Here is a 23,750-nt window from a genome sequence, read left to right on the forward strand (position 1 = left end):
CAGTTCTTGCGCGAGTCCGTCCTGTGCTCGGCCCGGCGGTGCGGCGGACCGGATCACGGGAACCGGCCCGCCGCACGACGACCGGTCCGGGGAACCGGTACCGGGTGCTGCCGGACGACGCGTGTCGAGGGGCAGCCCTCAGAACAGGGCCCCGCCCGCGATCTCGCCGTGTGCCTCGACCTCGGGGCCCACCGCGTCCAGGCGGGTCTTGATGTCGAGCAGCACGGCGAGTTCCTCCGGCGCGAGGTCGTTCAACACCTGGCGCTGTTCGTCGGTCAGCAGATCGACGGCGAAACCGGCGCCGTACAGCACGGCGAGCCGGTCCGGTGGTTCGGTCATGACGGGCCTCCCATCGGGACGGACCGCCCGGCTCCCCGCGCCGGCCGGGCCGGTACGGTGCGCCCGAGCCGGACGAACAACTGGGTGAGCGCGTCGGTGGTGTGCAGGGCGCTGACGGCGACCGCCGTCTCCTGCCCCCGCGACATCGGCAGCCGGTCGAGCAGCGCGTACAACTCGGCGGAGTGACCGTCGTCGAGTCGCGCGTGTTCGTGCACGGTACGGAAGGCCGGGGCGGGCAGGCCGGTCAGCCGGGCCAGCCGGGGCGCGAGTCCGGCGGCCGGGGCGTGCCCCTCCAGGACGGCGATGTAGCCGAGCAGCGCCACCGGGTGGTGATGCTCGATCCAGTAGTACTGGGCACCGGCGAGCGAGGCGACGAGCGGAGGGGGAACCGGGTCCGCGGCGGAGCGCGGATCGCCGCCCGCCGCCGCCAGGTCCTCCAGCAGCCAGGCGTCGTGGTCCGCCTCCTCCCGGATGTGTTCCTCCAGGTAGGGGACGAGCGACGCGCCCAGCGGATCGCCGTACCGCGCCAGCAGCGAGGCCCGGTCGGCGGCGCGCTCCATCAGGGGTACGGACGCGCGGATCACCGCGTGCATCGTGCACAGGTAGGTCCGGTAGCGGGGGAGCAGCCCCTCGGTTCGCCACAGCCCGGCCATCGATGCCCGCAACGCCGTCTCACCGAGGGCGAGTTTGGTGAGCAGGCGCTCGGAGGCCGAGGGCCCGCGCCCGCCGCCGCGCGCCATCGGCATGTGCGCGGAGGCGGGCGGGGCCGCGCCCCGGACCGGCCACGTGGCCGCTCCGGGAGCCGGTGCCGGGCGGCCGTCCTCGGTCGGATCCCCGGTCGGTTCCGCTGTCGGTCGGGGACCCGGTTCCGGGCGGCTGTCCCCGGTCGGTTCCGCGGGATGGCGCGATCGCTGTCCGGCGGGGTTCATGGCATGGAGCCTTCCGGGGCCGCGGCCGGAATCCGGGAGGCGGCCGGGGAAGGGGCCGTCACCAGGTCGGCGTACGCGGCGCAGCCGTGGCGCCGCACGAGGGCCTCGGGCCCCTGGGCGTGCTGGCGGCGGGCCGCGGTCAGGTCGAGCAGTGCGCCCGCCGCGCCCGTCGCCACCGCACCGGCCGCCGCGACCACGCCCGGCAGCTCCCCGAGCCGATGGCAGTCCCCGCAGTAGGAACCGGCCGGGGTGCCGGGCGACCAGCGCGACCGCAGATGGGCCGGGCCGACCGTGCGGACGAGCCGCAGCAGCGGTGACCCGAGGCTCCGCGCCCGCACGGCGGCCCAGTCGTCCTCCTCGACATGACCGAGCCGCAGATGCGGCGGGGCGGGGCGGCGGTCCACGGTGTCCTGGTTGCAACAGGCCAGAACGGTGCCGTCGAAGGCGACCACCGGCCAGGCGGCCATCGCGCACGGCAGCGCGCCCGCGTCGTCCGGCACGGTACGGGCCGGGCGGGCCCAGGACGCCGCCCGGCCGAACGGCCGCACCTCGTTGACCAGCGACGGCACCGTTCCGCCGAACGACCGGTCGATGTCGGCGGTGACGTCCGCGAGATAGGCGTCGTCCCGGCCGGTGCCGGTGAGGTGGAAGCTGACCGCCACCCCCAGTTCGCGTATCTCGCGCACCGCCCGGAACACCGCGGCCCGGGGCACCTCCCGCTCGTGCGGCAGGTCGAGACTTGCGGAGAAGTGGTCGAGGGCCGACACCGCCCGCCGCACCGGGGCCGGGAGCCCGCCCTCCGACCGGGCGAAGAACATCCCGCTCAGGAGTGCGGTCCGGGTGCCGACGGTGCGTGCCGTGCGGGCGAGCGCGGCCACCAGGCGCGGGCGCAGCAGCGGCTCGCCCCCGGTCAGCATCATCACCTCGGGCCGGTCGGTGGCGGTGAACGAGGAGACGAACCGTTCCAGCGCGTCCGCCCCCGGCTCCTCCCGGACCTCCGGCGCGGAGCCCGTGGAGCAGTGGGCGCAGCGCAACGGGCAGCGCCGGGTCAGGGTGATCAGCACTCCACCGGCCGGAACCGGCCGCAGTCCGATGAGTTCGGCGAGCTCCATCCGGCCGTCTCCTTCGGGCGTCGGGGGGCGCGGCGTGCGGCCGCCGTGCGCGAGTACAGCGTCCGGCCGGGGGGTTCGGCACCGGTCCGGGAACGGTTCACAACCGGTATGTCCGCAGGCCGGGCGGCGATCGACGGGCCGGACCGGGGCCCGGTGCCCGGCCGCGTGTCCCGGTCGGACGGCCGGGCGCTTCCGTCGACCCCCGGTGAGCTGCCGCGATACCGCGCCCATACCGGAGCCGAGCCGTTTGCGAGGCCCGGCCTCCTAGCTTTCTGGTCAGCGGCAGGCACCCGCCGGCCGCAACCGGAGGAACCGGGCCACGCCCGGGACGGCCGGAGATGACCGCGATAGACGAGTGGACGGAGACCACCATGTCCGAGAACACCAAGCCCGTCGCCGACGACAACAACGAGACCCCCGAGGTCGAGGCGCACTCCGTGCTGGACCTCCAGGACACCGCCGGCGTCCACGAGCGTTCGGTCGACGGCAGCTGCGTCAGCACCGTGAGCCTCATCCTGGAACAGCAGTAAGGCTGACGACCGGGCCGCGGCGCCACCTTCGGGACCTGCTCCCCGTGGCGCCCGGCCGGCCGAAACGGGGCGGCTCCGTGTTCACGGAGGCCGCCCCGCCTCGATTTCCCGGGCCGGCCCCGCAGGCCGGCCGTGTCCCGTCCCTGTCCCCGAAACCGACCGGGAGCCGACGATGGCCGCCTCGCTTCGAAACAACCGGGACTTCCGACTGCTGTGGATGAGCGGCCTGTTCGCCGTCCTCGGCACCCAGATGACCGCGCTGGCCCTGCCGCTCCTCGTCCTGCGCGAGACCGGATCGGCCGTGCAGGCGGGTGCCATCGGCACGGTGTCCGTCGCCGCGGTCCTGATCACCATGCTGCCGGGCGGGGTGATGGCCGACCGGATGGAGCGCCGCAGGCTGATGCGCCTGTGCGACCTGGGCAGCCTCTGCGTCGTCTCCGCCCTGGTCGTGGCCGTGTGGAGCGGGCACGCCCCGCTGCCGCTGGTGCTGCTGGTCGCCGCCGCCGGCGCCGTCGTCAGCAGCCTCTACGGACCTGCCGCCTTCGGGCTGATGCGCAGTGTCGTGCCGCCGGACGACATGGGGACCGCGACCGCCCGCCTCCAGGCCCGCACCGCCACCGCACGACTGGTGGGGCCGCTCGTCGGGGGCGGGCTGTTCGGCCTGCACCCCGTCCTGCCGTTCCTCGCCGAGGCCGTCGGGCTGCTGCTGTCCACGCTCTGCGTCGCCCTGGTCCGCACCCGGTCCAGGGCCGAGACCCGGGCCGGTTCCGCGTTCAGCCGGGCCGAGTTGACCGCCGGGGTGTCCTTCCTGTGGCGGCTGCCCTATCTGCGGATCGTGCTGCTCGTCTTCGGGCTGGGCATGAACTTCGCCTTCGGCGCCCTGACGTTCACCGCGTTGACCGTCTTCTCCGGCGGCGGCAGGTCGGGGCTCGGCGGCGGCACCATCGTCACCTTCATCTCGGTCGGGGCGCTCACCGGCGCGCTCCTCGCCCCCAGGCTGCGCCCCGAACGCCACACCTGGCTGCTGATCGCCGCCACCTGCTGGTTCTGTGTGGCGACCGCCGTCGCACTTGCCTGGATCCGGGTCCCGCTGTTCGCGGGGCTGCTCTGCGCCGCCTGCATGTGCCTGTCCACGGTCGCCAGCATCGGGTTCCTGTCCACCATGCTGGTGGTCACCCCCGACGACCGGGTGGGCAGGGTGCAGAGCGCCGCCGGGTTCCTCTCCTCGCTGGTCCAGCCGTTCGGCCCGCTCGCCGGGGGCGCGCTGCTCACCGCCTTCGGCAGCCGGGGCGCCTTCGGGGCGATCGCCGCCGTCCTCGCCGTGTCCGCCACCGTCGTCACGCTGGCGCCGTCCGCCCGGTCCGGCTCCGCGCCGCCCGCGGCCGACGCGTCGGCGGACGCCACGGGTCCGTCCGCCGGGCCGAACACGGTGGACGGGGCGGACGCACCGCCCCCGGGGCACGCCCCCGACGTGCCGCACGCGCCGCACGCGCAGCCCTCGGACCCGACCCCCGCGCACCGTACCGGGACCGGCAGCTCCCGCCCCTGACCACGAGTCCCAGGAGGTATGCCGTGCCCGGCATCCAGGAGACCCAGCTGTACTGCCTCGCCGACCGCCGCTACTACGAGACCCCGGCCCGGCTGCCCGACGAGGACACCCGCTACCCGCTCGACCGCGCCGAACCCCCCGCGGGCTGGCGGCGCGGCTCCGGCGGCCTGTGGACCGCGCTGCACCCCGAAGCCGCCGAACTCCCCGAACAGGGCTGGAAGATCCACATCTCCACGGTCCCGGAGGAGGCCGAGCGGACCCTCGCCGACACCGCCCGGATCTGCCTGGAACAGGGGGTGGCGTTCAAGTTCCTGCGCAGCGCGCGCGCCCTGCGGCTGATGTCGGCGAAGTACATGAACCGGTCCGGTGCGGGCAAGTTCATCACCCTCTACCCCGACGGCGAAGCCGCGTTCCTGCGTCTGCTGGACGCCCTGGGCCGGGCCCTGGACGGGCGCAGCGGACCGTACATCCTCAGCGACCTGCGGATCGGGAACACCCCCGTGCACGTCCGCTACGGCGCGTTCGTCGAACTCTGGTGCCGGGACGCCGAAGGCACCCGGGTCCGCGCGATGCGCCACCCCTCCGGCGAACTCGTCCCCGACACCCGGGGCGTGGTCTTCCGGCTGCCCGAATGGGTGACCGTTCCCGAACCGTTGCGACCCCACCTCGCCGCCCGTGCCGCCGCCCGCGACGACAGCTTCCCGTACGTCGTCACCAAGGCGCTCCAGTTCTCCAACGCGGGCGGCATCTACCTGGCGGTGCACCGCACCACCGGTCGGCAGGTGGTGCTGCGCGAGGCCCGGCCGCACTGCGGGCTCGACCCCGCCGGGGACGACGCCGTCACCCGACTGCACCGCGAGCACCGGGCACTGACCCGGCTCGCCGGACTCGACTGCGTGCCCGAGGTGTACGGCGTCCGCACGGTCTGGGAGCACCACTTCCTGATCGAGGAGCACATCGAGGGCACCACCCTGTTCGACGAGATCGTCGACCGCTTCGTGCTGGTACGGGGCGAACGCACCCCCGCCGAGCTCGACGCCTACGCCCGGTGGGCCCGGTCCGTCACGGACGGGCTCGCCCGTGCCCTCGACCTGATCCACGCCCGCGGGCTGCGGTTCGGCGACGTGCACCCCGCCAACATCATCCTCCGCCCCGACGGCCGTGTGGTCCTGATCGACTTCGAGTACGCCACCGATCTCGACGACACCGACACGCCGTTGGCGGGCGCGCCCGGCCTCCAGGCGCCGCTCGGCACCGGGGGGATCGAGGCGGACGGTTACGCGCTCTGGGCGACCTGGCTGCACATCCTGATGCCGCTGATGGAGATGTCCGACCACGACCGGGGCAAGGCCCTCACCATCGAACGCTGGGCCCGCACCCGGTACCGGCTGGGCCCCGACGCGGGCCCGCCGCGCCCCGCCCTGCTCGGCCGCAACCTGCCTCGGGACAGCGGCGAGGCGACCGTGGACGCGCTGCTGCGCGGCCCGGCCCCCGACTGGCCCGGCATCCGCGAACGGCTCCTGGCCGGCATCCGCGCCGGGGCCACCCCGGACCGCACCGACCGGCTGTTCCCCGGCGACCCGGCGGGCTTCGCCACCGGCGGCGTCTGTGCCGCGTACGGCGCGGCCGGGGTGCTGTACGCCCTGGACCGGGTCGGCGCCCCGGTGCCCGCCGAGCACGTCGACTGGCTGGCCCGGACGGCGCTGCGCCGCAATCCGGACACCCCCGGCGGACTGTTCGACGGGCTGCCCGGCGTCGCCCTGGTCCTGGCCCGGCTCGGCCGCCGCGAGGAGGGACGAGAACTGCTCGACCGGGCGCTGCGGGCCCCGGCCGCCGCCTCGGCCGATCTGCTCACCGGTACGGCGGGAACGGCGCTCGCCGCGCTGCGGTTCGCCTCGGACGGCGACGGTCCGCCCGATCGGGACCTGCTCGAACGGGCGCTGCGGACCGCCTGGGACCTCGACTCGCTGGTCCGCGGCGGAACCGTCGACGGCGGCCCGGCCGCCCCGCCCTCCGCGGGTTTGCTGCGCGGGCTCTGCGGCGCCGCACTGCTCCAGCTCGAACTGTACGGGCGCACCGGCGAGGAGTGGCTGCTGGACGCCGCCGGTGCGGCACTGACCAGGGAGGCCGGGCACTGCGTGGCCATGCCGGGCGGCAGCGTGCAGGTGAAGGACGGGGAACGCCACCTGCTCTACCTGGACCAGGGCAGCGGTGGCGTGGCACTGGTCGCGCAGCGCTATCTGGCCCACCGGGAGGATCCGGAACTCGCCGCCCTGCTGCCCGGCATCGAGCAGGGGTGCGTCCTGGAGTTCGTCCGTGAACCGGGCCTCTTCCGGGGCCGCAGCGGACTGGTGGCCACCGCGCACCGGCTGTCCGCCGACGCCCCGCACGGCTCCGGGACATCCGGCCGCGGGGGGTCCGGCCCGGACGTGTCCGGCCCCGGGACGTGGCGCCCCGAACTGCTGGACTCGGTGCGGAACCTCTCCTGGCACCTGGTCGCCGAGGAGGACCGGCTGCTGGTCCCGGGAGCGCGGCTCCGCCGCTTCTCCGCCGACCTCGCCACCGGCGCGGCCGGGATGCTGCTCGCCCTGCACACGATGTTCGCGGCGCCGGACGAACGGCCGGACCTGCTGGACGTGTTGACACTGGGCTGAGCCCGGGACGGTCGTGGCCGCGGACCCGTCGGGAGACGGCCGCGGCCGGGGGACGGTGGGGACCCGGACCCGACAGGACCCGGGAGCGGCGGGAACCACCCCTGCCGCTCCCGGGTCCAGATGTTTCCGGGGGCTCGCGCCGTCGCCGTGCGGGCACGGCGCGAGCCCCGCTCACCCCACCGGCAGCGCCGCGCGGGAAGCCGCCCCCGCCGCCGGACCGAAGCCACCCGGCCCCGGGACCGGACCCGGCACCGGAACGGACCCGGACGCGAACTCCGGTACGGACCCGGTTTCGGGCACGGGCACGGACTCCGACCCGTACTCCGCCCCGGACACCGGGGCCGCCTCCTCGACGGCCGCCCGCTCCCGTGCGTACAGCGCGGTCAGGCGCGGCAGTTCGTACAGCACCGCGTGCGCGGTCACCTCGCCGCTGGGACAGGTGACCGCCCCGGAGCCGATCAGCGATTCCACCGTCCGCAACGCCCGGCGTTCGTCGCAGCCGAGTGCCGCCGTCGCCTCCGGCAGGGTGAACGGACCCTCGCGGACGGCGCGGGCCAGCCGGCTCAGGGCCGGTCGGCTCCGGGGCGGCAGGTCCTGCCAGCCGGAGGCCAGGCGGGCCCGTACCGAGACGTCCCCGGCGACGAGTTCGTCCAGGGCCCCGTCCGGGTCGGCGAGCCGTTCGGCGTACTCGGCGAGTGGCAGATGGCGCATCACCGCCAGCCGCATCCCGCTCACCCGCACCGCCAGCGGCAGGTACCCGCAGCACTCGGCGATCCGCGACGCCGCCGCCCGGTCCAGTTCCACCCGGCCCGGCCCGATGAGGCGGCCGAGCAGTTCCAGGGCCTCGGCCGGGGACAGCGGAGGCAGCGCGACCCGGTGCACGGGGGCCAGTCCGGCGAGTTGGCCCCGGGCGGTGAGGACGAAGGAGCTGCGTCCGGCGTCCGGCAGCAGCTCACGGACCGTCCCCTCGTCCGGTACGTCGTCGAGCACGACCAGCGAACGGCGCCCGGGGGACCGGTGCCGCCAGTGCTCGGCGTCCGGACCCGCCGCATCCGTTCCGCCGGTCAGTCGGACCAGCTCCCCGACGAGTTCGGAGGCGGGACGCACCGCTCCGCGCCCGTCGCGCACCCGGACGTGGAACACACCGTCCGGATGACGTGCTGCCAGCAGGTGCGCCGCCCGCGTGGCCAGCGCCGTCTTGCCGGACCCCGCCGCACCGGTGATCACCACCACCCGGCCGCTCTCCCCGTCCAGCACGTCCAGCAGCTCGCGCAACTGCTCGCCCCGGCCCGTGAAGTCGGGCACGACGGCGGGCAGTGGCGTCCGGGGCGCCGCTGCCGGTGCGTCGGCGGGTGCGGGCGCCGAAGGGCGTCCGGCCGTCGAGACGGGCTCGGGCACCGCGGGGGACGCCGGTGCCGTCGAGGCGGCCTGCCGGACCGGTCCGGCGGACGACCGCGGGCGGTCCGCGCCGCCGCGTCCGGTCAGTATCGCGCGGTGCCGTGCGGCGATGGCGGCGCCCGGCTCCAGACCCAACTCGCGTGCCAGCGACTGCCGGTACTCGTCGTACACGGCAAGCGCCTCGGCCCTGCGCCCGGTCCGGTGCAGTGCGTCCATCCATGCCGTGCGGATGCGTTCCCGCAACGGGTGGCGCTCGGCGAGGTCCCGCAGCCCGTCCACCACCGCGGACGCCCGCCCCAGCGAGATCTCCGTCTCGGCCCAGTCCTCGTGCACGGTCAGGCACCGGGCCTCCAGCCGTTCCGCCTCCGCGGCCACCTCCGGCGAGTCGCACAGGCCGTGCAGCGCGGGCCCCTGTCGCAGGTCCAGCGCCCGGCGCAGCAGGTCGGCGGCGGTCCGCTGATCGCCGTCGTCGGCGGCCCGCCGTCCCGCCGCGGCCAGCGCCCGGAAGCGCAGGGTGTCGAGTTCGTCCTCGTCGACCCGCAGCAGATAGCCGCCGCAGGAGTGCACCAGCCGCTCCCGGCCGTCGTCCTCGCCCGTGCCCGGCCCGTCGGGGCACCTGGCGCCGAGCAGGGTCCGCGCGGAACTCACGTACACCTGGAGGTTCTTGCGGGCGGTACGGGGCGGGGCGTCCGGCCACACCGCGTCGGTGAGGACATCCACCGGCACCGGGGTGTTGGGGCGGCTGAGCAGCATGGCCAGGACGAGCCGTTGTTTACGGGGGCCGAGCGGCAGCGGCCGTCCGGCCACGCTCCCGGAGAGCGGGCCGAGGAGCGAGAGTCTGAGCGGGCCGGGCGGCGGCGTGCGGGTGGGGGGTGGGGTCATGGACGGAGCCTCCGAAGAACCGGGGGACGGACGGCGGTCTGACGGTCGCACCCCTGGATGGTCCGCCGGGCGCAGCCGCCCCCACATCGGTGCCGGTCCCGCATCTTCCGTGGCGGAGCCCGACCAAACCCGCTCCATGCCCCCATCAACTCGACGGTGCCCGTACCCCGGTCCCGTCGGTGGTGGCCGGGGGGACGAGGGAGAAGACGAGGGCCGCGAAGGCCGCCACCCCCGCCGCGAGGGCGAGCGCGCCCGGAAGCGACCGGGCGGCAACCGGCCCGGCGACCGCCGCCCCGAGCGCGGCGCCGGTGATCTTCAGGCTGGCGCCGGTGGTGAAGATCTGACCGCGCAGGTGTTCCGGGGACTCCCGGTGGCGGACTTCGAACAGGGCGGCCAACTGGGGGCCCTCACCGATCCCGAGGAGGAACGCGGCCACGATCAGCGGGCCCGGCCGGCCCGACGCGGCGAGGGCCAGGGCGGCGGCCTGGACGAGGGCACCGGCCCGGATGAGGGCGTCGGGGGCGGCCCGGAGCGGAAACCGCGCGAGCACGGCGTTGGCCAGCAGGGCCGAGACCGCCGTGCAGGAGAGCAGCATCGCGCCCCGGCCGGCACCGCCGAGGATTCGTTCGCCCAGCAGCGGGACACAGGCCGTCAGCATGCCCTGGGCGGTGCAGGAGACGACCGAGGTGACCGTCGCGCGGGTCAGTGCCGGTCTCCCGACGATGACTCGCACCCCGGCCGTGAGGTCGCCGAGCACGGACGTCGACCCGGCGGGGCGCGTCGCACCGGAACGGGCGGGCAGCAGCCACGCGGCGGGGAGGGCCAGGCCGATGAGCGCCGCGGCGACCACCACCGCCGACGGAGCCCCCGTCATCTGAGCCACACCGCCCGCGAGAGCCGGACCGGCCAGGCTCGCCGCGCCGAACGTCATGGCGTCGAGCGCGTTCGCCCGGGGCAGGCCGTCACCGGCCACCACCTGCGGCAACTGGGCCGTCCAACCGCCCGACAGGGCCGGTCCCAGCAGCCCCGTCGGCACCGCGACCAGGAGGACGACGGCGAACGGCAGGCGGCCGAGCCCCGCCAGGATCACCCCCAGACCCGCCGCGTACAGGGCGAGTGCCCCGGCCAGCAGGTGGCCCGGCCGTTGCGACCGGTCGAGAAGCGCCCCCAGCACCGGCCCTCCCACCACGGCGGAGACCGTGATGCCCGCGAGCAGCGACGAGGCGTCGGTGGCCGAACCGGCAAGGGCGAATCCCGCCAGCAGGAGCGCCGGTCCCGACATCTCGTCCCCGGCACGGGCGGCCACCGCCCCGGCGAGGTACCAGGAGAGTGAGTAACGCTTCTTCATCGGCGAGACGTTACGGAGGTAACTCAAAAATTGGCAAGATGCGTTACATTCGCCGGATGCTCTCCCACGTCGACGACTGGTCCGCCCGGCACTCGGTCCTGGCCACGGCCCGCCGGACCGCCGCCCTGGTCAACGCGCTCGCCGATGACGGCCCCGATCCCGCGCACATCGCCGACGTGCTCCGGGCCCACGGGGAGACGGGCCCCCTGGACCTCACCCCCGCCGATGTCGACGCGATGCGCGCCGCCGCCGCACTGCTGCGCGAGGTCTTCGCCGCCGAGCACGTCGACGCAGCCGCCCATGTCCTCAACCGCCTCCTGAGGGGGCACACCGGACAGCTCCGTCTGACGTCCCACGGCGGCGGCAGCCCCTGGCACCCGCACCTCGACGGCGACGACGACGCCCCCTGGGACGAATGGCTCCTCGCCTCGTCATGCATGGCCCTGACGGTCCTGGTCTGGGACCGCCGGCGCCCGCCCGGCCGGGTCTGCGCGTCGTCCGGCTGCCGGAACGTCTTCATCACCCAGGGCGGCGGCCCGGAACGCCGCTACTGCTCGCGCCGGTGCGCGACGCGCGAACGGGTCGCGGCCCACCGCTCACGTTCCGTCTGAGGGCCTGCCCGGCGGACCGGCCCGGCCCGGACCGGACCGCGTCCCGGCCGGAGGGCACCCGACAGGCTCCGGGCGGGCCGACCGCGCGTCCCCGCTCCCGCCCCCGTCCCTGTCCGGCCCCGCGCGTCAGTCGTGCTCCGACGCGCACTCGGCGGAGAAGTCGCAGAGCGCCGCCCGGTCGGGACGGCCCGTCTTGTTCAGCAGACTCGCCATGTGCTTCTCCACCGTGCGCGGCGAGATCGACAGCCGCCGGGCGATCTGCTGGTTCCCCGGTCGCTCCGCCAGCAGTACGAAGACCTCGTACTCGCGCGGCGTCACGCCGCTCGTCCGCAGCGGGGCCGGAATGCGGTCCCAACCGCCCCGGTGCTGCCCGACACTCGCCCCGGCCTGCCGCAGTTCGGCCCGGCAGGCCGCCGCGACCGGCTGGATCCCCGCCCCGTAGAAGTACTCCTCCGCCACCCGCAACCAGCCCACCGGATCACCCCACTTGTCGGCGAGCGCCGCACCGGCCACCAGCCGCAGCGCCAGATGGCGGGCCAGCGGGAAGGTCGCCGCGTCCGCGACGGCGGCCCGGACCGTCCGCGCCGCCCGGTCCGCCTCACCCTCCCTGCCCAGCAGCACCGCGTCCGCCAGCCGCAGGAACAGCTGGTTCCAGGCGAGGTCCGCGCCGGGGCTCTCCAGCACCGAGGCGAGGTCCGCGCGCCCGCCCCGCCCGTCGAGGGTCCGCAGCAACGGGCGCAGGCCGTAACGCCCGCTCAGGTAGAAGTAGCTGGGGTGCTCGCGCTCCCAGGCGAGCGACGCGTCCAGATCGGCCAGCGCCCGCCCCCGGTCCTCCTCCAACAGCGCCGCGAACGCACGGCAGAGCCCCAGGTGCAGCGGTACGAGCAGGGACTCCTCCCCGCCCGCGCGACGGAAACGGACCAGGGCCCGGTCCAGCTCCCGTCTTCGGCCCCGGTGCGCCGCGAGCGTCGCCGAGGCCAGCAGCAGGTAGCGGTGCGCGCCCAGATTGCGTATCCGGGCACTGGCGGCCACCGACCGCTCGATGATCTCCTGCGCACCATCCCACTCGCCGCGCATCACCGCGTTCATGGCGAGCAGCCCGTCCACGGTCTGCGTCGGCACCAGCGCGCCCAGCGACTGGGCGGCGGTCCGGGCCGTCTCCAGCCGGGCCGGGTCACCGGTCCGCATGAACGTGTTGGCCCCGAGCCGGACCAGCGCCTCCACCCGCCACACCGGCAGGGTGTGGTGCTCGGCCACCGAGAGCATCCGTTCCAGGCAGGAGTCGGCCTCGTCGAAACCGTCCTCCCGGGACAGCAGCGCCAACAACTGCCAGGCCTGGCAGGCGACTACGGGAAGATCCCGCTCCTCCGCGACGGCCGCCGCCCGCCGGGCCGCCTCCCGGGCGGCCCCCTGCTGTGCGGGGCGGCCCTGGCCGGGCAGCAGCGCCAGGTGTCCCTCCACCACGTCGAGCGCCGCCACCTTCTCCGGCCGGGGGGTCGTGCCCAGCATGCTCCGTGCGGCCCGGATCTGACCGGCCGCCTCGTCCGTGCGCTCCGCCATCACGGCCGCCCAGGCGATCCGGACATGGGTCTCGCCACGCTGCTCGGCCGCCTCGGAACGGGCCGGCACCGGAGGGAGTTCGGCCGCCAGCGCCAGGGCCGTGTCCAGTTCGCCCGCCTCGGCACGGGCGACCGCGAGGGATTCGGTGACCGCCCGCACATCGGTCTCGTGGGCCAGCGAGCGGGCCCGTTCCAGCAGGATGACGGCGGAACCTGACGCGCCCGCGGCGAGCATCCGCCGACCGACGGCGGCGAACTGCCGCGCGGCGCCGTGCCTGTCACCCCCGGACATCTGCAAGGAAGCCATCAACTGGAGCTGCTCGTCCCCGAGTTCACCCGCCACCGCCTCCAGGGAATGGGCCGCGCGACGGGCCAGCGCGGCGCGTTCGGCCGGGGCCAGCGACGCCACCAGGGCCTCGGCGGTCAGCGCGTGGCGGAAGGTGTAGCGGTCGGGGTCCGCGCCGTCCGGGGCGATGATGCTCGCCTCGACGGCGGACCGCAGATGACTGAAGAGCGTGCGGTCGTCCAGCCCGGCGACGGTCTGGAGCACGGTGACGGAGAACTGACTGCCCAACGTTGCCGCGCACAGCAGCAGTTCGCGCACCGGGGCGTCGAACCGGTCAAGTCGGCGCGCCCAGCTCCGCACCACCCCGGTCGGCACCGCCGGGTCCACGTTCCCGAACGCCTGCCACCGGTCGTCGACGTGCCGCAGCTGGCCGGAGTCGAGAAGGTCGGCGAGCAGCACCTCGACCAGGTACGGATTGCCCCCGGCCCGGCCGGTCAGCCGCTCATGGGTGGCCGACGGCACCGCGCACGGGGTGGTCTCCAGGCAGGAGGCGGCCATCTCCCGCACTTCCGCGTCGTCGAGCGGTGCCAGCTCGCGCACGGTGGCGACCTGCCGCTGCTCCGCCGCGCGCACCAGGTCCAGGGCCACGCCCGGTTCCGGCCGCAGCGTGCCCAGCAGCAGCACCGGCAGCTCCGCCACGTTGTCGACGACGTACTCCACCACGGCGATCGTCTCGGTGTCGGAGTCGTGCAGGTCCTCCAGCAGGATCACGCAACCGTGTTCCTTGCCGAGCACCGACAGCAGCCGCAGCAGCGCCTCCGCCAGCTCGATCACCGTCTCCGGATAGCCCGGGGAGGAGTCCCGGCGCCACTCCGGCACCAGCCGGGCCAGCGCCGGACGGTACGGGTCCAGCTCCGTATCGGTGGGCGGCCCGGACGCCCGGAACCGCGAGGACAGCGCCTCGATCAGCGGCCGGAACGGCACGACGAGCCCGGTCGACGTGGCCCGGCCGCGCAGCACCGGCATGCCCCGCGCGTACGCCCGGTACGCGCACTCGCCGACGAGTCGGGACTTGCCGATGCCCGCGTCCCCGACAAAGAAAACCGCACGCCCCGAACGTCGCGAGGCGTCGTCCAGGGCGTGGTTCAGCAGGGCGGTCTCTGCGACTCTCCCGACAATCACCGACGAAGTGGCACGCATGGACGCAGGCTACTTGAGCGGAAACCGTCCGGGGAGTATGCCAAACCGCTTGTTCTGTCGCTCAGTTGAGTTGATTCCGTCGATCCGGGCCGATCCGGGCCGATCCTGGGCCGACCGGGTCAGTACGGCGCGGTCATCGTGGTGAACGGCGGATCGATCGTGGAGCCGTACTCGCTCTCCGAGACGCTCAGGAGTCTGCTGCGCAGACCCAGCCCACCGTGCGCACCGAGTGCGATCCGCCCTGCGGGGTGCTCCGCGGTGCCGTCGTCGAGGAGTTCGGTGGTGTGGAGGGCCAACACGTTGTTGGTCTGCATGGTTCCTGCCTCTTCTCGTGTTCGCGTGAATGGTGAACGGCACGTGCGTGGCCCGTCGGATCGTGGCCCGTCGGATGGTGTTGGGTTGTGTGTCGGGCCGTGGTGTGCGGGAGTGTTCGTGGTGTGCGGTGCGTGCCCTCCGCCCGCGGCGAGCATGACGACTGCCGCGGCCTGCGGGACATCCGGTGTACGGGACGTTCGGTGCAGTGCATGTGCGGTGTACGGGCTGCCCGTTCGCCGGCCGACCGGCCCGGGGCACCCCTGTGCTCACCCCGTCGACACCGGCTCGGCGGGGTCGGCGAGCAGCAGCAGCGACGGTACCCGGTCGGGGAATCCGGCTCGCAGCAGACCGTGTCCGATCCCCGCGAGCCCGGTCAGCAGACCCGGATGCGGCACCTGCCCGGGGGTTCCGCAGCGCGGCCCGGTCCGGTCGGCCGCCGCGAGCAGGGCCCCCGCCCGCTCCACCCAACGGGTGCGGGCATCCGTCGTCGTTCCCGGACGCAGCAGTTCGAGCACCCCCAGCTCGCCGTGGCACAGGCTGTCGTCGAGCGGCGGGTCCGCCCGTGCGATGTCCGCCACCGCCTCGCCCGCCCAGGCCGCGAGTGCCGGATCGGCCAGCGCGGCCGGACTGTCCAGCACGGCCAGCGCCACGCCCGTCCGGCCCCGGCACCAGGAGCTGCCCGCGTCCACGGTTCCGGTCGCGGACCGAAGCGCCGCGAGCCCCGAGGAACGATATGGTTCGCCGCCGCCCGCCTCGGCGAAGCGCAGCAACGCCCAGCCGATCCCGGCGGACCCGTCGGCGAACCCCGCGCCGTCCGGCAGCGGTGCCTCGCGCAGCAGTCCGGCACAGTGCTCCGCGTCGTGCCACAGATCCGTCCGCCCGGTGGCCCGGTACCCGGCGAGCAGGCTGACCAGCCCGCCGGCCGTGCCGCCGCGCACCCCGCGCTCGTTCTCCTCGACGGCCGCCGCACGGGTCAACCTCAGGGCGGGCACGACGAGTTCACGCAGCCGCGGATCGTCCAGCGTCTCGGCGACCTGCCCCAGTACGTAGGCGATGCCACCGAGCCCGGCGAACGCGCCCGAGCCCACCGCGCCGAGATCGTCCGGGCGGGCGTGCAGCGCGTCCAGCAGTCCGGCGAGGGGCGCCAGGGCGTCCCGGGCGGCGGTGGCGTAGCGGTCCGCACCGGTGAGTGCGGCGAGCTGGGCGAGGAAGTACGCCGTGCCCGTGTAGCCGCTCGCCGTGTCGGCGGCCATCGGCCCCAGCCGCCAGTAGCGTTCGCCGAGCAGTTCCAGCCCGATCCAGTTCAGCCGGGTGGGCCCCGAGTACGCCTGGGACACCAGCTCGTCGCCGACCGACCGGGCCGCCGCGAGCAGGTGCTCCGGTTCCGGTGCGGTCGCCGCGGTACGGGCCCTGCGCGGCCCGTGTCCGCCCCCGTGGGCGGGCTCGCGCGAGGTGGTCACCATCGCGGCCCGGATGATCCGCTCCTGGTCCTGACGGTCGACCGTGTCCATGGCCGTCAGCTTCCTGCGGACCAGGGACAGCCCCGTCCGGGCGAGCGTTCCGGGCAGCTGGCGGCCGGTCGCGCTCCACAGATCGGTGCGTTCCGGCACGGCGGTGAAGAGCGGGACGTCCCCCGCCCACAGCTGGGCGAGTTCCTCGTCGAGCAGGCCGGGCAACGCGGCGGGCCCGAGGAGATCGGTCCCCAACAGGGCGAGCACCTCGTGCCGTCGGCCCGCGTCCCGCATCAGGTCAGGATGCGTGGACTCGTCGAGGAGCGTCGTGTAGACCCAGGTCGGACGGGCCACCACCCGCACCTCGTCGTGCGTGAACTGCTCCAACAGCCCGCCGGGGTGCAGGAGTTCGGACCTGGCCTGACAGATCGCGGTGTACCCGGCGCGGAATCCCGCACGCAGTGACCGGGTGAAGGCGGACGGATCGGCCGGAGTGCCGCTCAGCCGGGGCCGGTTGGCGGATTCGCCGAAGCGGCCCGGCCGCCGCACCAGTCGCATCCGGTCCGTTCCCGCGTCGGCCCAGTCGGCGGTGCTGACCGGGGAGGAGGCGGCCTGCCCGCCGCCGATCCCCGACATGTCGAGCGCCGTCTCGTCCCCGACGAGGAGTTGCGGCAGCAGCCCCACCCGGTGCACCGAGTCGTGCAGGGCACGGGCCGCCGGATCGTCCGACTCCGCGGCCGGCAGCGGAGGGTGGAACAAGGTCTCGACGTCGATGAGCATGGGGTGCTCCCCGTCGGCGATCAGGTTCTCGTAGTGCAGATCGGTCCCGTCCAGGGCGTGCAGCAGGGCGAGCAGCGCGCCCTGGCGCCGGTAGAAGGACTCGACCTGGCGGGTCGTGCGGCAGGGCCGCTCCGCGGCCCACTCCACCCAGCCGTAGGTCCCCCGGTCCAGCAGGACGAGCGAGCGCAGCCCGGGTGTGCCGGGAAGTGTGTTGAACCAGCTGACGAGTTCGTTGAAGTGCCGGTGCACGGCGAGCGGACGCGGCTTGTAGACGAGCCGGGAACCGTTCTCGAACCGGAGCAGCATCACGGTCCGCCCGCCCCGGTGTCCGTCCCCGGCCCCGGGTTCGACCCCGACGAGCCGCCCGCGTCGCCCGCCCTCCGGGGCCCTGCCCGGAAGGATTCGCCGGTCGGCGGCGAACCGGGTCAGCATCTCGGCGAGCGACGCGGAGGCGTCGAGCGCGGCCCGTGCCAGGATCCGGGCGAGAACCGGATACGCGGTGAGGAGGGCGGCCAGCCCGTCCCGGGAGCCGGTGAGCCGTACGAAGTCCGCGAACCTGTCCTCGGGGCTCGCCCCGGCCAGGCGTCCCGCCGTGCGCGCCGCGTGCAGCTCCAGGACCAGGGTGCGGGCCGCGAGCCGGGCGAGCCGCCCGGCCAGATGCCGCTCGAAGTCGGCCCGTACGGCGGTCAGATCGGCGGATGCGCGCAGCCCCCGGGGCACCTCGTTCAGCAGGCGCTCCGCCGCGCGGATGGTGAACGGGGCGAGGACGCGCTCGAAACCGCGCAGCCCCGGAAAGCCTTCCTCGCCACCGATCGCCGGCCGCTCGGGGGCCGAGGAGACCACCTCCTGGGCGAACGCCGCCCAGTCGGGCACCCGTTCGCGCGATGCCTCGCCGTCGGTCAGTGCAGGCGACCACCAACGCCCCTCGGGCAGAAGGGAGTCGGCCTTCGGGTGCCGTTCCGCCTCCAGCAGGCCGACCCGTTCGACGGCCGGGTCCGCGGCCGTCGACGGACGTGTCGCGGGGGAGACGCACAGCCGCCCGCCGTCCACCGGATTGTTCCCCGTCATCGCACCTCCTCGGTCCGGCGCCGGCCCCACCGGTCCGCCACGCCCCATACTTCCGGCGCGACGCCCGTCGGGCATGGGGGCTGCACCCCCATCTTTCCGCCCCCGCGTCGGGCCGGGGGCCGGTATGCGGCAGCCATGGGCGGTGCGCGGAGGTCGTGGCCGGTACGAGGCAACTGGGGGCCGGTACGGTGCGGCCGAGGGCCTGACCGTGTATTCGCGGCCCGCTGTCCGCCGTGCGCCCCGTCCGGGGCGGCGCCGCGAAGGCCGCCCGTACCGTCGCGGGGCTACGGGGCTACGGGGCTACGGGGCTACGGGGCGCGGGTCGTCACCGCCCGCGCGGCGCCGCAGTCGACCCCCGGACCATCAGCTCCGCCGCGATGGTGGCGATGCCGCCCGGCGGGGGCGTCTCCTTGCCCATCGCCAGCCTCCCCGCCCGCGCACCCGCCTCCGCCAGCGGAAGCCGCACGGTGGTCAGCGCGGGGACCGCGTCCACCGAGAACGGCAGATCGTCGAAACCGGCCACCGAGACGTCCTCGGGGATGCGCAGCCCGCGTTCCCGGACCGCCGCGCAGGCGCCCAGTGCCACCGTGTCGTTGGCGGCGACGACGGCCGTCATCTCCGGTTCGCGGTCCAGCAGTTCGAGGGTGGCCGCGTAGCCGGAGCGCCGGTCGTAGGAGACGTGGACGGTGAGCCGGTCCTCGTCCCGCGCATCCCCCGGCCACCCCTGCCCGCCGGCCGTTCTCCCGGCCCCAGCAGTCCTCCCGGCCTCCGCCGCCCCGCCTACGGCGAGCCCCGCCGCACGCATGGCGTCCCGGTGGCCCTCCAGCCGGTGCCGGGTCGTCGTGCGCTCCGCCGGGCCCGCGACGTAGCCGATCCGCCGGTGGCCGAGCGAGAGCAGATGCTCGGTGAGACGGCGTGCGCCGCCCCGGTTGTCGAAGGCGAGCGCGGCCACGAACGCCTCGCCGTCCGGCAGCGGGGGCCGCCCGCACAGCACCACCCGGGTGCCCGCGTCCGCGAGCTTCGTGAGCTTGGCGGAGATCGCCGCCCGGTGCGCCGGATCCTCCACGGCGCCACCGGTCAGGACGACCGCCGCGGCACGCTGGCGCTGGAGCAGCGTCAGGTAGGTGAGCTCGCGCTCGGGGGAGCCGCCCGTGTTGCAGACCACGGCGAGCTTCTCGCCGCCCGCCCGGCCCGACCCGTCCCCGGGGCCCCCGATCTCGGCCTGCGCCGCCCCCGCCATGATCCCGAAGAACGGGTCGGCGATGTCGTTGACCAGGATGCCGACCAGGTCCGACGTGGCCGCCGCCAGCGAACTCGCGGGCCCGTTGAGCACGTAGTCCAGGTCGTCCACCGCACGCAGCACCCGCTCCCGGGTGGACGCGGCCACCGGGTAGTTGCCGTTCAGCACACGGGAGACGGTGGCCGGGGACACCCGGGCGCGGGCCGCCACGTCCGCCAGGGTGACTGTCATCGATTTCCTCCGAGGAACGACACGGGTGAGCACGGGGGAAGGAGCCGTCCGCGGGACCCCCTCTTGTCCGAGCCGCTGTTCGCAGGCTAGCGTCATACGCGATAGAAAGCGCTTGCTACGCCGATGTCGACCACGATGCCCGTGCTCGCCCCGGCTCTATGGGCTCCATGGAGGAACTCTCGTGACACGCAGGACAGTGCGCATCGCCATGAACGGCGTGACGGGTCGCATGGGATACCGGCAGCACCTGGTGCGCTCGATCCTCGCGATCCGCGAACAGGGCGGCCTCGACCTCGGCGGCGGCGACGTGCTGTGGCCCGAGCCGGTCCTGGTCGGCCGCCGCGCCCACGCGCTGGAGGAGCTCGCCGAGCGGCACGGCCTGACCGAATGGTCCACCGACCTCGACGCGGTCCTCGCCGACGACAGCATCGACATCTACTTCGACGCCCAGGTCACCTCGGCCCGCGTCGAGGCGATCAAGAAGGCCATCGCGGCGGGCAAGCACATCTACACCGAGAAGCCCACCGCCACGGACGTCGAGGGCGCCCTGGAGCTGGCCCGCATCGCCCGTGACGCGGGCATCAAGCACGGCGTCGTCCAGGACAAGATCTTCCTGCCGGGCCTGCTGAAGCTGAAGCGCCTCATCGACGGCGGCTTCTTCGGCGAGATCCTGTCCGTGCGCGGCGAGTTCGGCTACTGGGTCTTCGAGGGCGACTGGCAGGAGGCCCAGCGCCCGTCGTGGAACTACCGCGCCGAGGACGGCGGCGGCATCGTCGTCGACATGTTCCCGCACTGGGAGTACGTCCTCCACGAGCTGTTCGGCCCGGTCACCACCGTCCAGGCGCACGTCCAGACGCACATCCCGACGCGCTGGGACGAGCAGGGCAAGCCGTACACCGCCACCGCCGACGACGCCGCGTACGGCATCTTCCAGCTGGCGAGCGGCGCCGTCGCGCAGATCAACTCCTCCTGGGCGGTCCGGGTCAACCGCGACGAGCTCGTCGAGTTCCAGGTCGACGGCACGCACGGCTCCGCCGTGGCGGGCCTGCGCAACTGCCGCGTCCAGCACCGCTCGGCCACCCCCAAGCCGGTCTGGAACCCGGATCTCCCGGTCACCGAGTCCTTCCGCGACCAGTGGCAGGAGATCCCCGACAACGCGGTCTTCGACAACGGCTTCAAGGCCCAGTGGGAGCTGTTCCTGCGCCACATCGTGCTCGACGAGCCGTACGCCTGGGACCTGATGGCCGGCGCCCGCGGCGTCCAGCTCGCCGAGCTGGGCCTGAAGTCCGCCGCCGAGGGCCGCCGCCTCGACATCCCGGAACTGTCCCTGTAACGACGCCCCCCTCACGTACCGCACGCCGCGGCACGTACCACCGGCGCACACCGCACCCACCGGCGCACTCCGCACGCATGGTGCGCACTGCGCCGGTGGTGCGCACCGCGGCGCACGCGGCGCGTACCGCACCCACGGAGCATCGGAGCCGACCCCCGTGACCATCCACCTCCCGCAGGGCCCGTACGAGCCCCGCACCACCCCGCTCGACCTCGCCCCGGCCGGGGCGCCGCTCGCCTCCCGTACGGTCTTCTCCGCGGCCCACGTGGTGGCCGACCCGTACGCCGACATCAGCCCCGACGACCCCGCCGCCGTCGACTGGGACGCCACCCTCGCCTTCCGCCGTCACCTCTGGTCGCACGGTTTGGGCGTCGCCGAGGCGATGGACACCGCCCAGCGCGGCATGGGCCTGGACTGGGCGGGCGCCGCCGAACTCATCCGCCGGTCCGGCGCCGAGGCGAAGGCCGTCGGCGGCCGCATCGCCTGCGGTGTCGGCACCGACCAGCTCCCCGCCGGGCCCGCGACCCTCTCCGAGGTCCGCGCCGCCTACGAGGAGCAGCTCGCCGTCGTCGAGGAGAGCGGCGCCCAGGCCATCCTGATGGCCTCCCGCGCGCTCGCCGCGGCGGCACAGGGCCCCGAGGACTACCTGGAGACCTACGCACACCTGCTGCGCCAGGCATCCGAGCCGGTGGTCCTGCACTGGCTCGGCCCGATGTTCGACCCGGCGCTGGACGGCTACTGGGGTTCCGCGGACCTCGATGCCGCCACCGACACCTTCCTGAAGGTCATCGCCGAGCACCCGGACAAGGTCGACGGCATCAAGATCTCCCTGCTGGACGCGGAGCGCGAGATCGACGTGCGCCGCCGCCTGCCCGGCGGGGTCCGCTGCTACACCGGCGACGACTTCAACTACCCCGAACTGATCGCGGGCGACGAGCAGGGCTTCAGCCACGCGCTGCTCGGCATCTTCGACCCGCTCGGCCCGCTGGCCGCCCGCGCGGTCCGCGTCCTGGACACCGGCGATGTCCAGGGCTTCCGTGAACTCCTCGACCCCACGGTCGAGTTGGCCCGCCACCTCTTCCGGACGCCCACCCGCTTCTACAAGACGGGCGTGGTCTTCCTCGCCTGGCTGGCCGGCCACCAGGACCACTTCACCATGGTCGGCGGCCTCCAGTCCGCCCGCTCGCTGCCGCACCTGGCCAAGGCGTACGAACTCGCCGACCGGCTCGGCCTGTTCCCCGACCCGGAACTCGCCGAGTCCCGCATGCGCACCCTGCTCGCCGTCAACGGCGGAAACGGAGGCACCCGATGAGCGACGGCCGTCTCTCCATCAACCAGGAGACCGTCAAGCAGTGGTCGCTGCCCGAACTCGCCAAGGGCTGCGCCGAGGCGGGCATCGACAAGGTCGGCCTGTGGCGGGCCCCCGTCCAGGAGTACGGCGTCGAGCGCACGGCCGCCCTCCTCAAGGACCACGGCCTCAGTGTCACCAGCCTCTGCCGGGGCGGCTTCTTCACCGCGCTCGACCCGGCGGAACGGGCCCGCGCCCTTGACGACAACCGCGCCGCGATCGACGAGGCGGCGGCCCTGTCCACCGACACCCTGGTCCTGGTCTCCGGCGGACTCCCCGCCGGGAGCAAGGACCTGCACGGCGCCCGCGAACGCGTCGCGGACGCCCTGGCCCAACTGGCCCCCTACGCGGCCGAGCGCGGCGTGCGTCTCGCCATCGAGCCGCTGCACCCGATGTTCGCCTCGGACCGCTGCGTCGTCTCCACGCTCTCCCAGGCCCTGGACCTCGCGGAACGCTTCCCCGCCGACCAGGTCGGCGTGGTCGTCGATACGTACCACATCTGGTGGGACGACCAGGCTCCCGCACAGATCGCGCGGGCGGGCGCCACCGGCCGCATCCACTCCTTCCAGCTCGCCGACTGGATCACCCCGCTCCCGGCCGGAGTCCTGCTGGGCCGGGGCCAACTCGGCGACGGCTCCGTGGACTTCCGCGCCTTCCGCTCGCTCGTCGAGGCCACCGGCTTCGACGGCCCGATCGAGGTGGAGATCTTCAACGAGGCCCTCTGGGCCCGCGACGGCGCCGAAACCCTCGCGGAGGTCGCCTCCCGCTACGCCGAGCATGCCTGCTGACAAGGCTCTTTGCCAACAGGGCAAAGAGATCGCAAAGTCGTGCAACCGTTCGGGTGGCCGCTGAGTCATATCTGACGTCGGGCGCTTCCGGGGTGGGATCCGGGGGGATCGGGAAGCCCTGACGGAGGGGGATACGAGGGGGGTCCGGTCATCACGACCGGGCCCCGTTTCGTTGTGCGACGCGATGCGCTGCACGCCTTGGCCGAGCTGTCCGGCTCCGTCGGGCTCCGGGAGCACCGCCACGGTGCGGGACCGGCGCCACGAGGCGACGGGAGTCGTTCGGGTGGCCCGAAAACCGCAGGTCGGCAGAGATCCCGGCCATGTGCGCACGTGACGCCGCCCCGGTGGTTCCCGCCTGATGGCGAGAACCCGCCGGGGACTCGCGAGCGTCAGGCGGTGAGGTGTCCGTCCTTGACCGCTGCGACGAATGAGGACCAGCCGTCCGTCGAGAAGACGATGGCCGGGCCGGTGGGGGTCTTGCTGTCGCGGACGGGGACCGAGGTGTGGCCGTCGGCGACCTCAAGGCATTCGCCGTTGGCTCCACCGCTGTAGCTGGACTTGAGCCAGCCGGTCAGGAGCGGGCTGTCAGTGCTGGCGGTGTTGGTGTTGTTGTGCATGTTCGTGTTCCTCTGCGATGGCCCGGACCAGCGCCACCGACTTCCGCAGTGGGGCGGCGTCGCCCAGGGCGAGACTGTAGGAGTTGTGTCAGGCGGTGAGGTGTCCGTCCTTGACCGCTGCGACGAATGAGGACCAGCCGTCCGTCGAGAAGACGATGGCCGGGCCGGTGGGGGTCTTGCTG

17 protein-coding genes are annotated in these 23,750 nt (G+C 74.4%); 7 read left to right on the forward strand and 10 right to left on the reverse strand.

Translation table 11 applies throughout. The features are described 5' to 3' along the window. Positions 1-138: 138 nt before the first annotated feature. The 3 genes from ACFC79_RS22810 to ACFC79_RS22820 all read right to left on the reverse strand — a co-directional run bounded on the left by ACFC79_RS22810 (position 139) and on the right by ACFC79_RS22820 (position 2,380). The gene (locus ACFC79_RS22810; protein ID WP_376242852.1) at positions 139-339 is read right to left on the reverse strand and encodes an aroma-sacti cluster domain-containing protein; all 201 of its coding nucleotides are present in this window, start codon (positions 337-339) and stop codon (positions 139-141) included. Beyond that, positions 336-1,085, reverse strand: a complete 750-nt coding sequence (locus tag ACFC79_RS22815) for an iron-containing redox enzyme family protein (protein WP_376242854.1) — start codon at positions 1,083-1,085, stop codon at positions 336-338. Before ACFC79_RS22815 ends, ACFC79_RS22810 begins: the two co-directional genes overlap by 4 nt. Positions 1,086-1,264: 179 nt before the next feature. Next, complete coding sequence (locus ACFC79_RS22820) at positions 1,265-2,380, reverse strand: radical SAM protein (RefSeq protein WP_376242856.1); 1,116 nt, start codon at positions 2,378-2,380, stop codon at positions 1,265-1,267. 338 nt (positions 2,381-2,718) lie between these two features. Between ACFC79_RS22820 and ACFC79_RS22825 the strand changes: the two genes are divergently transcribed. The 3 genes from ACFC79_RS22825 (at position 2,719) to lanKC (ending at position 7,113) form a co-directional block, all read left to right on the forward strand. Then, a complete protein-coding gene (locus tag ACFC79_RS22825) occupies positions 2,719-2,910 on the forward strand; it encodes a hypothetical protein (RefSeq protein ID WP_376242913.1) in 192 nt (63 codons plus the stop codon). 172 nt (positions 2,911-3,082) lie between these two features. Continuing rightward, a complete protein-coding gene (locus ACFC79_RS22830) occupies positions 3,083-4,459 on the forward strand; it encodes an MFS transporter (protein WP_376242858.1) in 1,377 nt (458 codons plus the stop codon). 23 nt (positions 4,460-4,482) lie between these two features. After that, positions 4,483-7,113: a class III lanthionine synthetase LanKC gene (gene lanKC / locus ACFC79_RS22835; RefSeq protein ID WP_376242860.1), complete on the forward strand. Its 2,631-nt coding sequence runs from the start codon at positions 4,483-4,485 to the stop codon at positions 7,111-7,113. A 171-nt stretch (positions 7,114-7,284) separates the two neighbouring features. Here lanKC and ACFC79_RS22840 read toward each other — a convergent pair whose 3' ends face one another. Beyond that, positions 7,285-9,393 (reverse strand): BTAD domain-containing putative transcriptional regulator, encoded by a 2,109-nt coding sequence (locus ACFC79_RS22840; RefSeq protein ID WP_376242862.1) that lies wholly within the window; start codon positions 9,391-9,393, stop codon positions 7,285-7,287. Between the two features lie 145 nt (positions 9,394-9,538). Then, positions 9,539-10,741, reverse strand: a complete 1,203-nt coding sequence (locus ACFC79_RS22845; RefSeq protein WP_376242864.1) for an MFS transporter — start codon at positions 10,739-10,741, stop codon at positions 9,539-9,541. A 38-nt stretch (positions 10,742-10,779) separates the two neighbouring features. On the opposite strand from ACFC79_RS22845, the gene ACFC79_RS22850 reads away from it, so the two are divergent. Then, positions 10,780-11,352 carry a CGNR zinc finger domain-containing protein gene (locus ACFC79_RS22850; RefSeq protein ID WP_376242866.1) on the forward strand — a complete coding sequence of 191 codons (573 nt, stop codon included), beginning with the start codon at positions 10,780-10,782 and terminating at the stop codon, positions 11,350-11,352. A gap of 126 nt (positions 11,353-11,478) precedes the next feature. On the opposite strand, the gene ACFC79_RS22855 is transcribed toward ACFC79_RS22850, so the two are convergent. From ACFC79_RS22855 to ACFC79_RS22870, 4 genes are all read right to left on the reverse strand, one after another. Beyond that, positions 11,479-14,397: a helix-turn-helix transcriptional regulator gene (locus tag ACFC79_RS22855; protein ID WP_376242868.1), complete on the reverse strand. Its 2,919-nt coding sequence runs from the start codon at positions 14,395-14,397 to the stop codon at positions 11,479-11,481. Positions 14,398-14,516: 119 nt separating this feature from the next. After that, positions 14,517-14,711: a hypothetical protein gene (locus tag ACFC79_RS22860; protein WP_376242870.1), complete on the reverse strand. Its 195-nt coding sequence runs from the start codon at positions 14,709-14,711 to the stop codon at positions 14,517-14,519. A gap of 267 nt (positions 14,712-14,978) precedes the next feature. After that, positions 14,979-18,011 carry a type 2 lanthipeptide synthetase LanM family protein gene (locus ACFC79_RS22865; RefSeq protein ID WP_376242872.1) on the reverse strand — a complete coding sequence of 1,011 codons (3,033 nt, stop codon included), beginning with the start codon at positions 18,009-18,011 and terminating at the stop codon, positions 14,979-14,981. A 325-nt stretch (positions 18,012-18,336) separates the two neighbouring features. Continuing rightward, positions 18,337-19,482: a LacI family DNA-binding transcriptional regulator gene (locus ACFC79_RS22870; RefSeq protein ID WP_376242874.1), complete on the reverse strand. Its 1,146-nt coding sequence runs from the start codon at positions 19,480-19,482 to the stop codon at positions 18,337-18,339. A 181-nt stretch (positions 19,483-19,663) separates the two neighbouring features. Between ACFC79_RS22870 and ACFC79_RS22875 the strand changes: the two genes are divergently transcribed. The 3 genes from ACFC79_RS22875 to ACFC79_RS22885 all read left to right on the forward strand — a co-directional run bounded on the left by ACFC79_RS22875 (position 19,664) and on the right by ACFC79_RS22885 (position 22,951). Continuing rightward, positions 19,664-20,815 (forward strand): Gfo/Idh/MocA family protein, encoded by a 1,152-nt coding sequence (locus ACFC79_RS22875; RefSeq protein ID WP_376242876.1) that lies wholly within the window; start codon positions 19,664-19,666, stop codon positions 20,813-20,815. Positions 20,816-20,972: 157 nt separating this feature from the next. Next, entirely contained in the window at positions 20,973-22,127 is a 1,155-nt protein-coding gene (locus ACFC79_RS22880) for a dihydrodipicolinate synthase family protein (protein ID WP_376242878.1), read from the forward strand. Further along, the gene (locus ACFC79_RS22885; protein ID WP_376242880.1) at positions 22,124-22,951 is read left to right on the forward strand and encodes a sugar phosphate isomerase/epimerase family protein; all 828 of its coding nucleotides are present in this window, start codon (positions 22,124-22,126) and stop codon (positions 22,949-22,951) included. The genes ACFC79_RS22880 and ACFC79_RS22885 overlap by 4 nt, the downstream gene beginning before the upstream one ends. Positions 22,952-23,340: 389 nt before the next feature. Here the strand turns inward: ACFC79_RS22885 and ACFC79_RS22890 are convergent, their stop codons facing one another. Then, positions 23,341-23,568: a DUF397 domain-containing protein gene (locus ACFC79_RS22890; RefSeq protein WP_376242883.1), complete on the reverse strand. Its 228-nt coding sequence runs from the start codon at positions 23,566-23,568 to the stop codon at positions 23,341-23,343. Between the last annotated feature and the right edge of the window lie 182 nt (positions 23,569-23,750).

This window comes from Streptomyces sp. NPDC056061 (assembly GCF_042266885.1).
Taxonomy (GTDB): Bacteria; Actinomycetota; Actinomycetes; order Streptomycetales; family Streptomycetaceae; genus Streptomyces.

Coding starts and splice junctions, on each gene's coding strand:
- ACFC79_RS22810 (WP_376242852.1), bottom strand. CDS start 339: ATGACCGAACCACCGGACCGGCTCGCCGTGCTGTACGGCGCCGGTTTC.
- ACFC79_RS22815 (WP_376242854.1), bottom strand. CDS start 1,085: ATGCCGATGGCGCGCGGCGGCGGGCGCGGGCCCTCGGCCTCCGAGCGC.
- ACFC79_RS22820 (WP_376242856.1), bottom strand. CDS start 2,380: ATGGAGCTCGCCGAACTCATCGGACTGCGGCCGGTTCCGGCCGGTGGA.
- ACFC79_RS22825 (WP_376242913.1), top strand. CDS start 2,719: ATGACCGCGATAGACGAGTGGACGGAGACCACCATGTCCGAGAACACC.
- ACFC79_RS22830 (WP_376242858.1), top strand. CDS start 3,083: ATGGCCGCCTCGCTTCGAAACAACCGGGACTTCCGACTGCTGTGGATG.
- ACFC79_RS22840 (WP_376242862.1), bottom strand. CDS start 9,393: ATGACCCCACCCCCCACCCGCACGCCGCCGCCCGGCCCGCTCAGACTC.
- ACFC79_RS22845 (WP_376242864.1), bottom strand. CDS start 10,741: ATGAAGAAGCGTTACTCACTCTCCTGGTACCTCGCCGGGGCGGTGGCC.
- ACFC79_RS22850 (WP_376242866.1), top strand. CDS start 10,780: ATGCGTTACATTCGCCGGATGCTCTCCCACGTCGACGACTGGTCCGCC.
- ACFC79_RS22855 (WP_376242868.1), bottom strand. CDS start 14,397: ATGCGTGCCACTTCGTCGGTGATTGTCGGGAGAGTCGCAGAGACCGCC.
- ACFC79_RS22860 (WP_376242870.1), bottom strand. CDS start 14,711: ATGCAGACCAACAACGTGTTGGCCCTCCACACCACCGAACTCCTCGAC.
- ACFC79_RS22865 (WP_376242872.1), bottom strand. CDS start 18,011: ATGACGGGGAACAATCCGGTGGACGGCGGGCGGCTGTGCGTCTCCCCC.
- ACFC79_RS22870 (WP_376242874.1), bottom strand. CDS start 19,482: ATGACAGTCACCCTGGCGGACGTGGCGGCCCGCGCCCGGGTGTCCCCG.
- ACFC79_RS22885 (WP_376242880.1), top strand. CDS start 22,124: ATGAGCGACGGCCGTCTCTCCATCAACCAGGAGACCGTCAAGCAGTGG.
- ACFC79_RS22890 (WP_376242883.1), bottom strand. CDS start 23,568: ATGCACAACAACACCAACACCGCCAGCACTGACAGCCCGCTCCTGACC.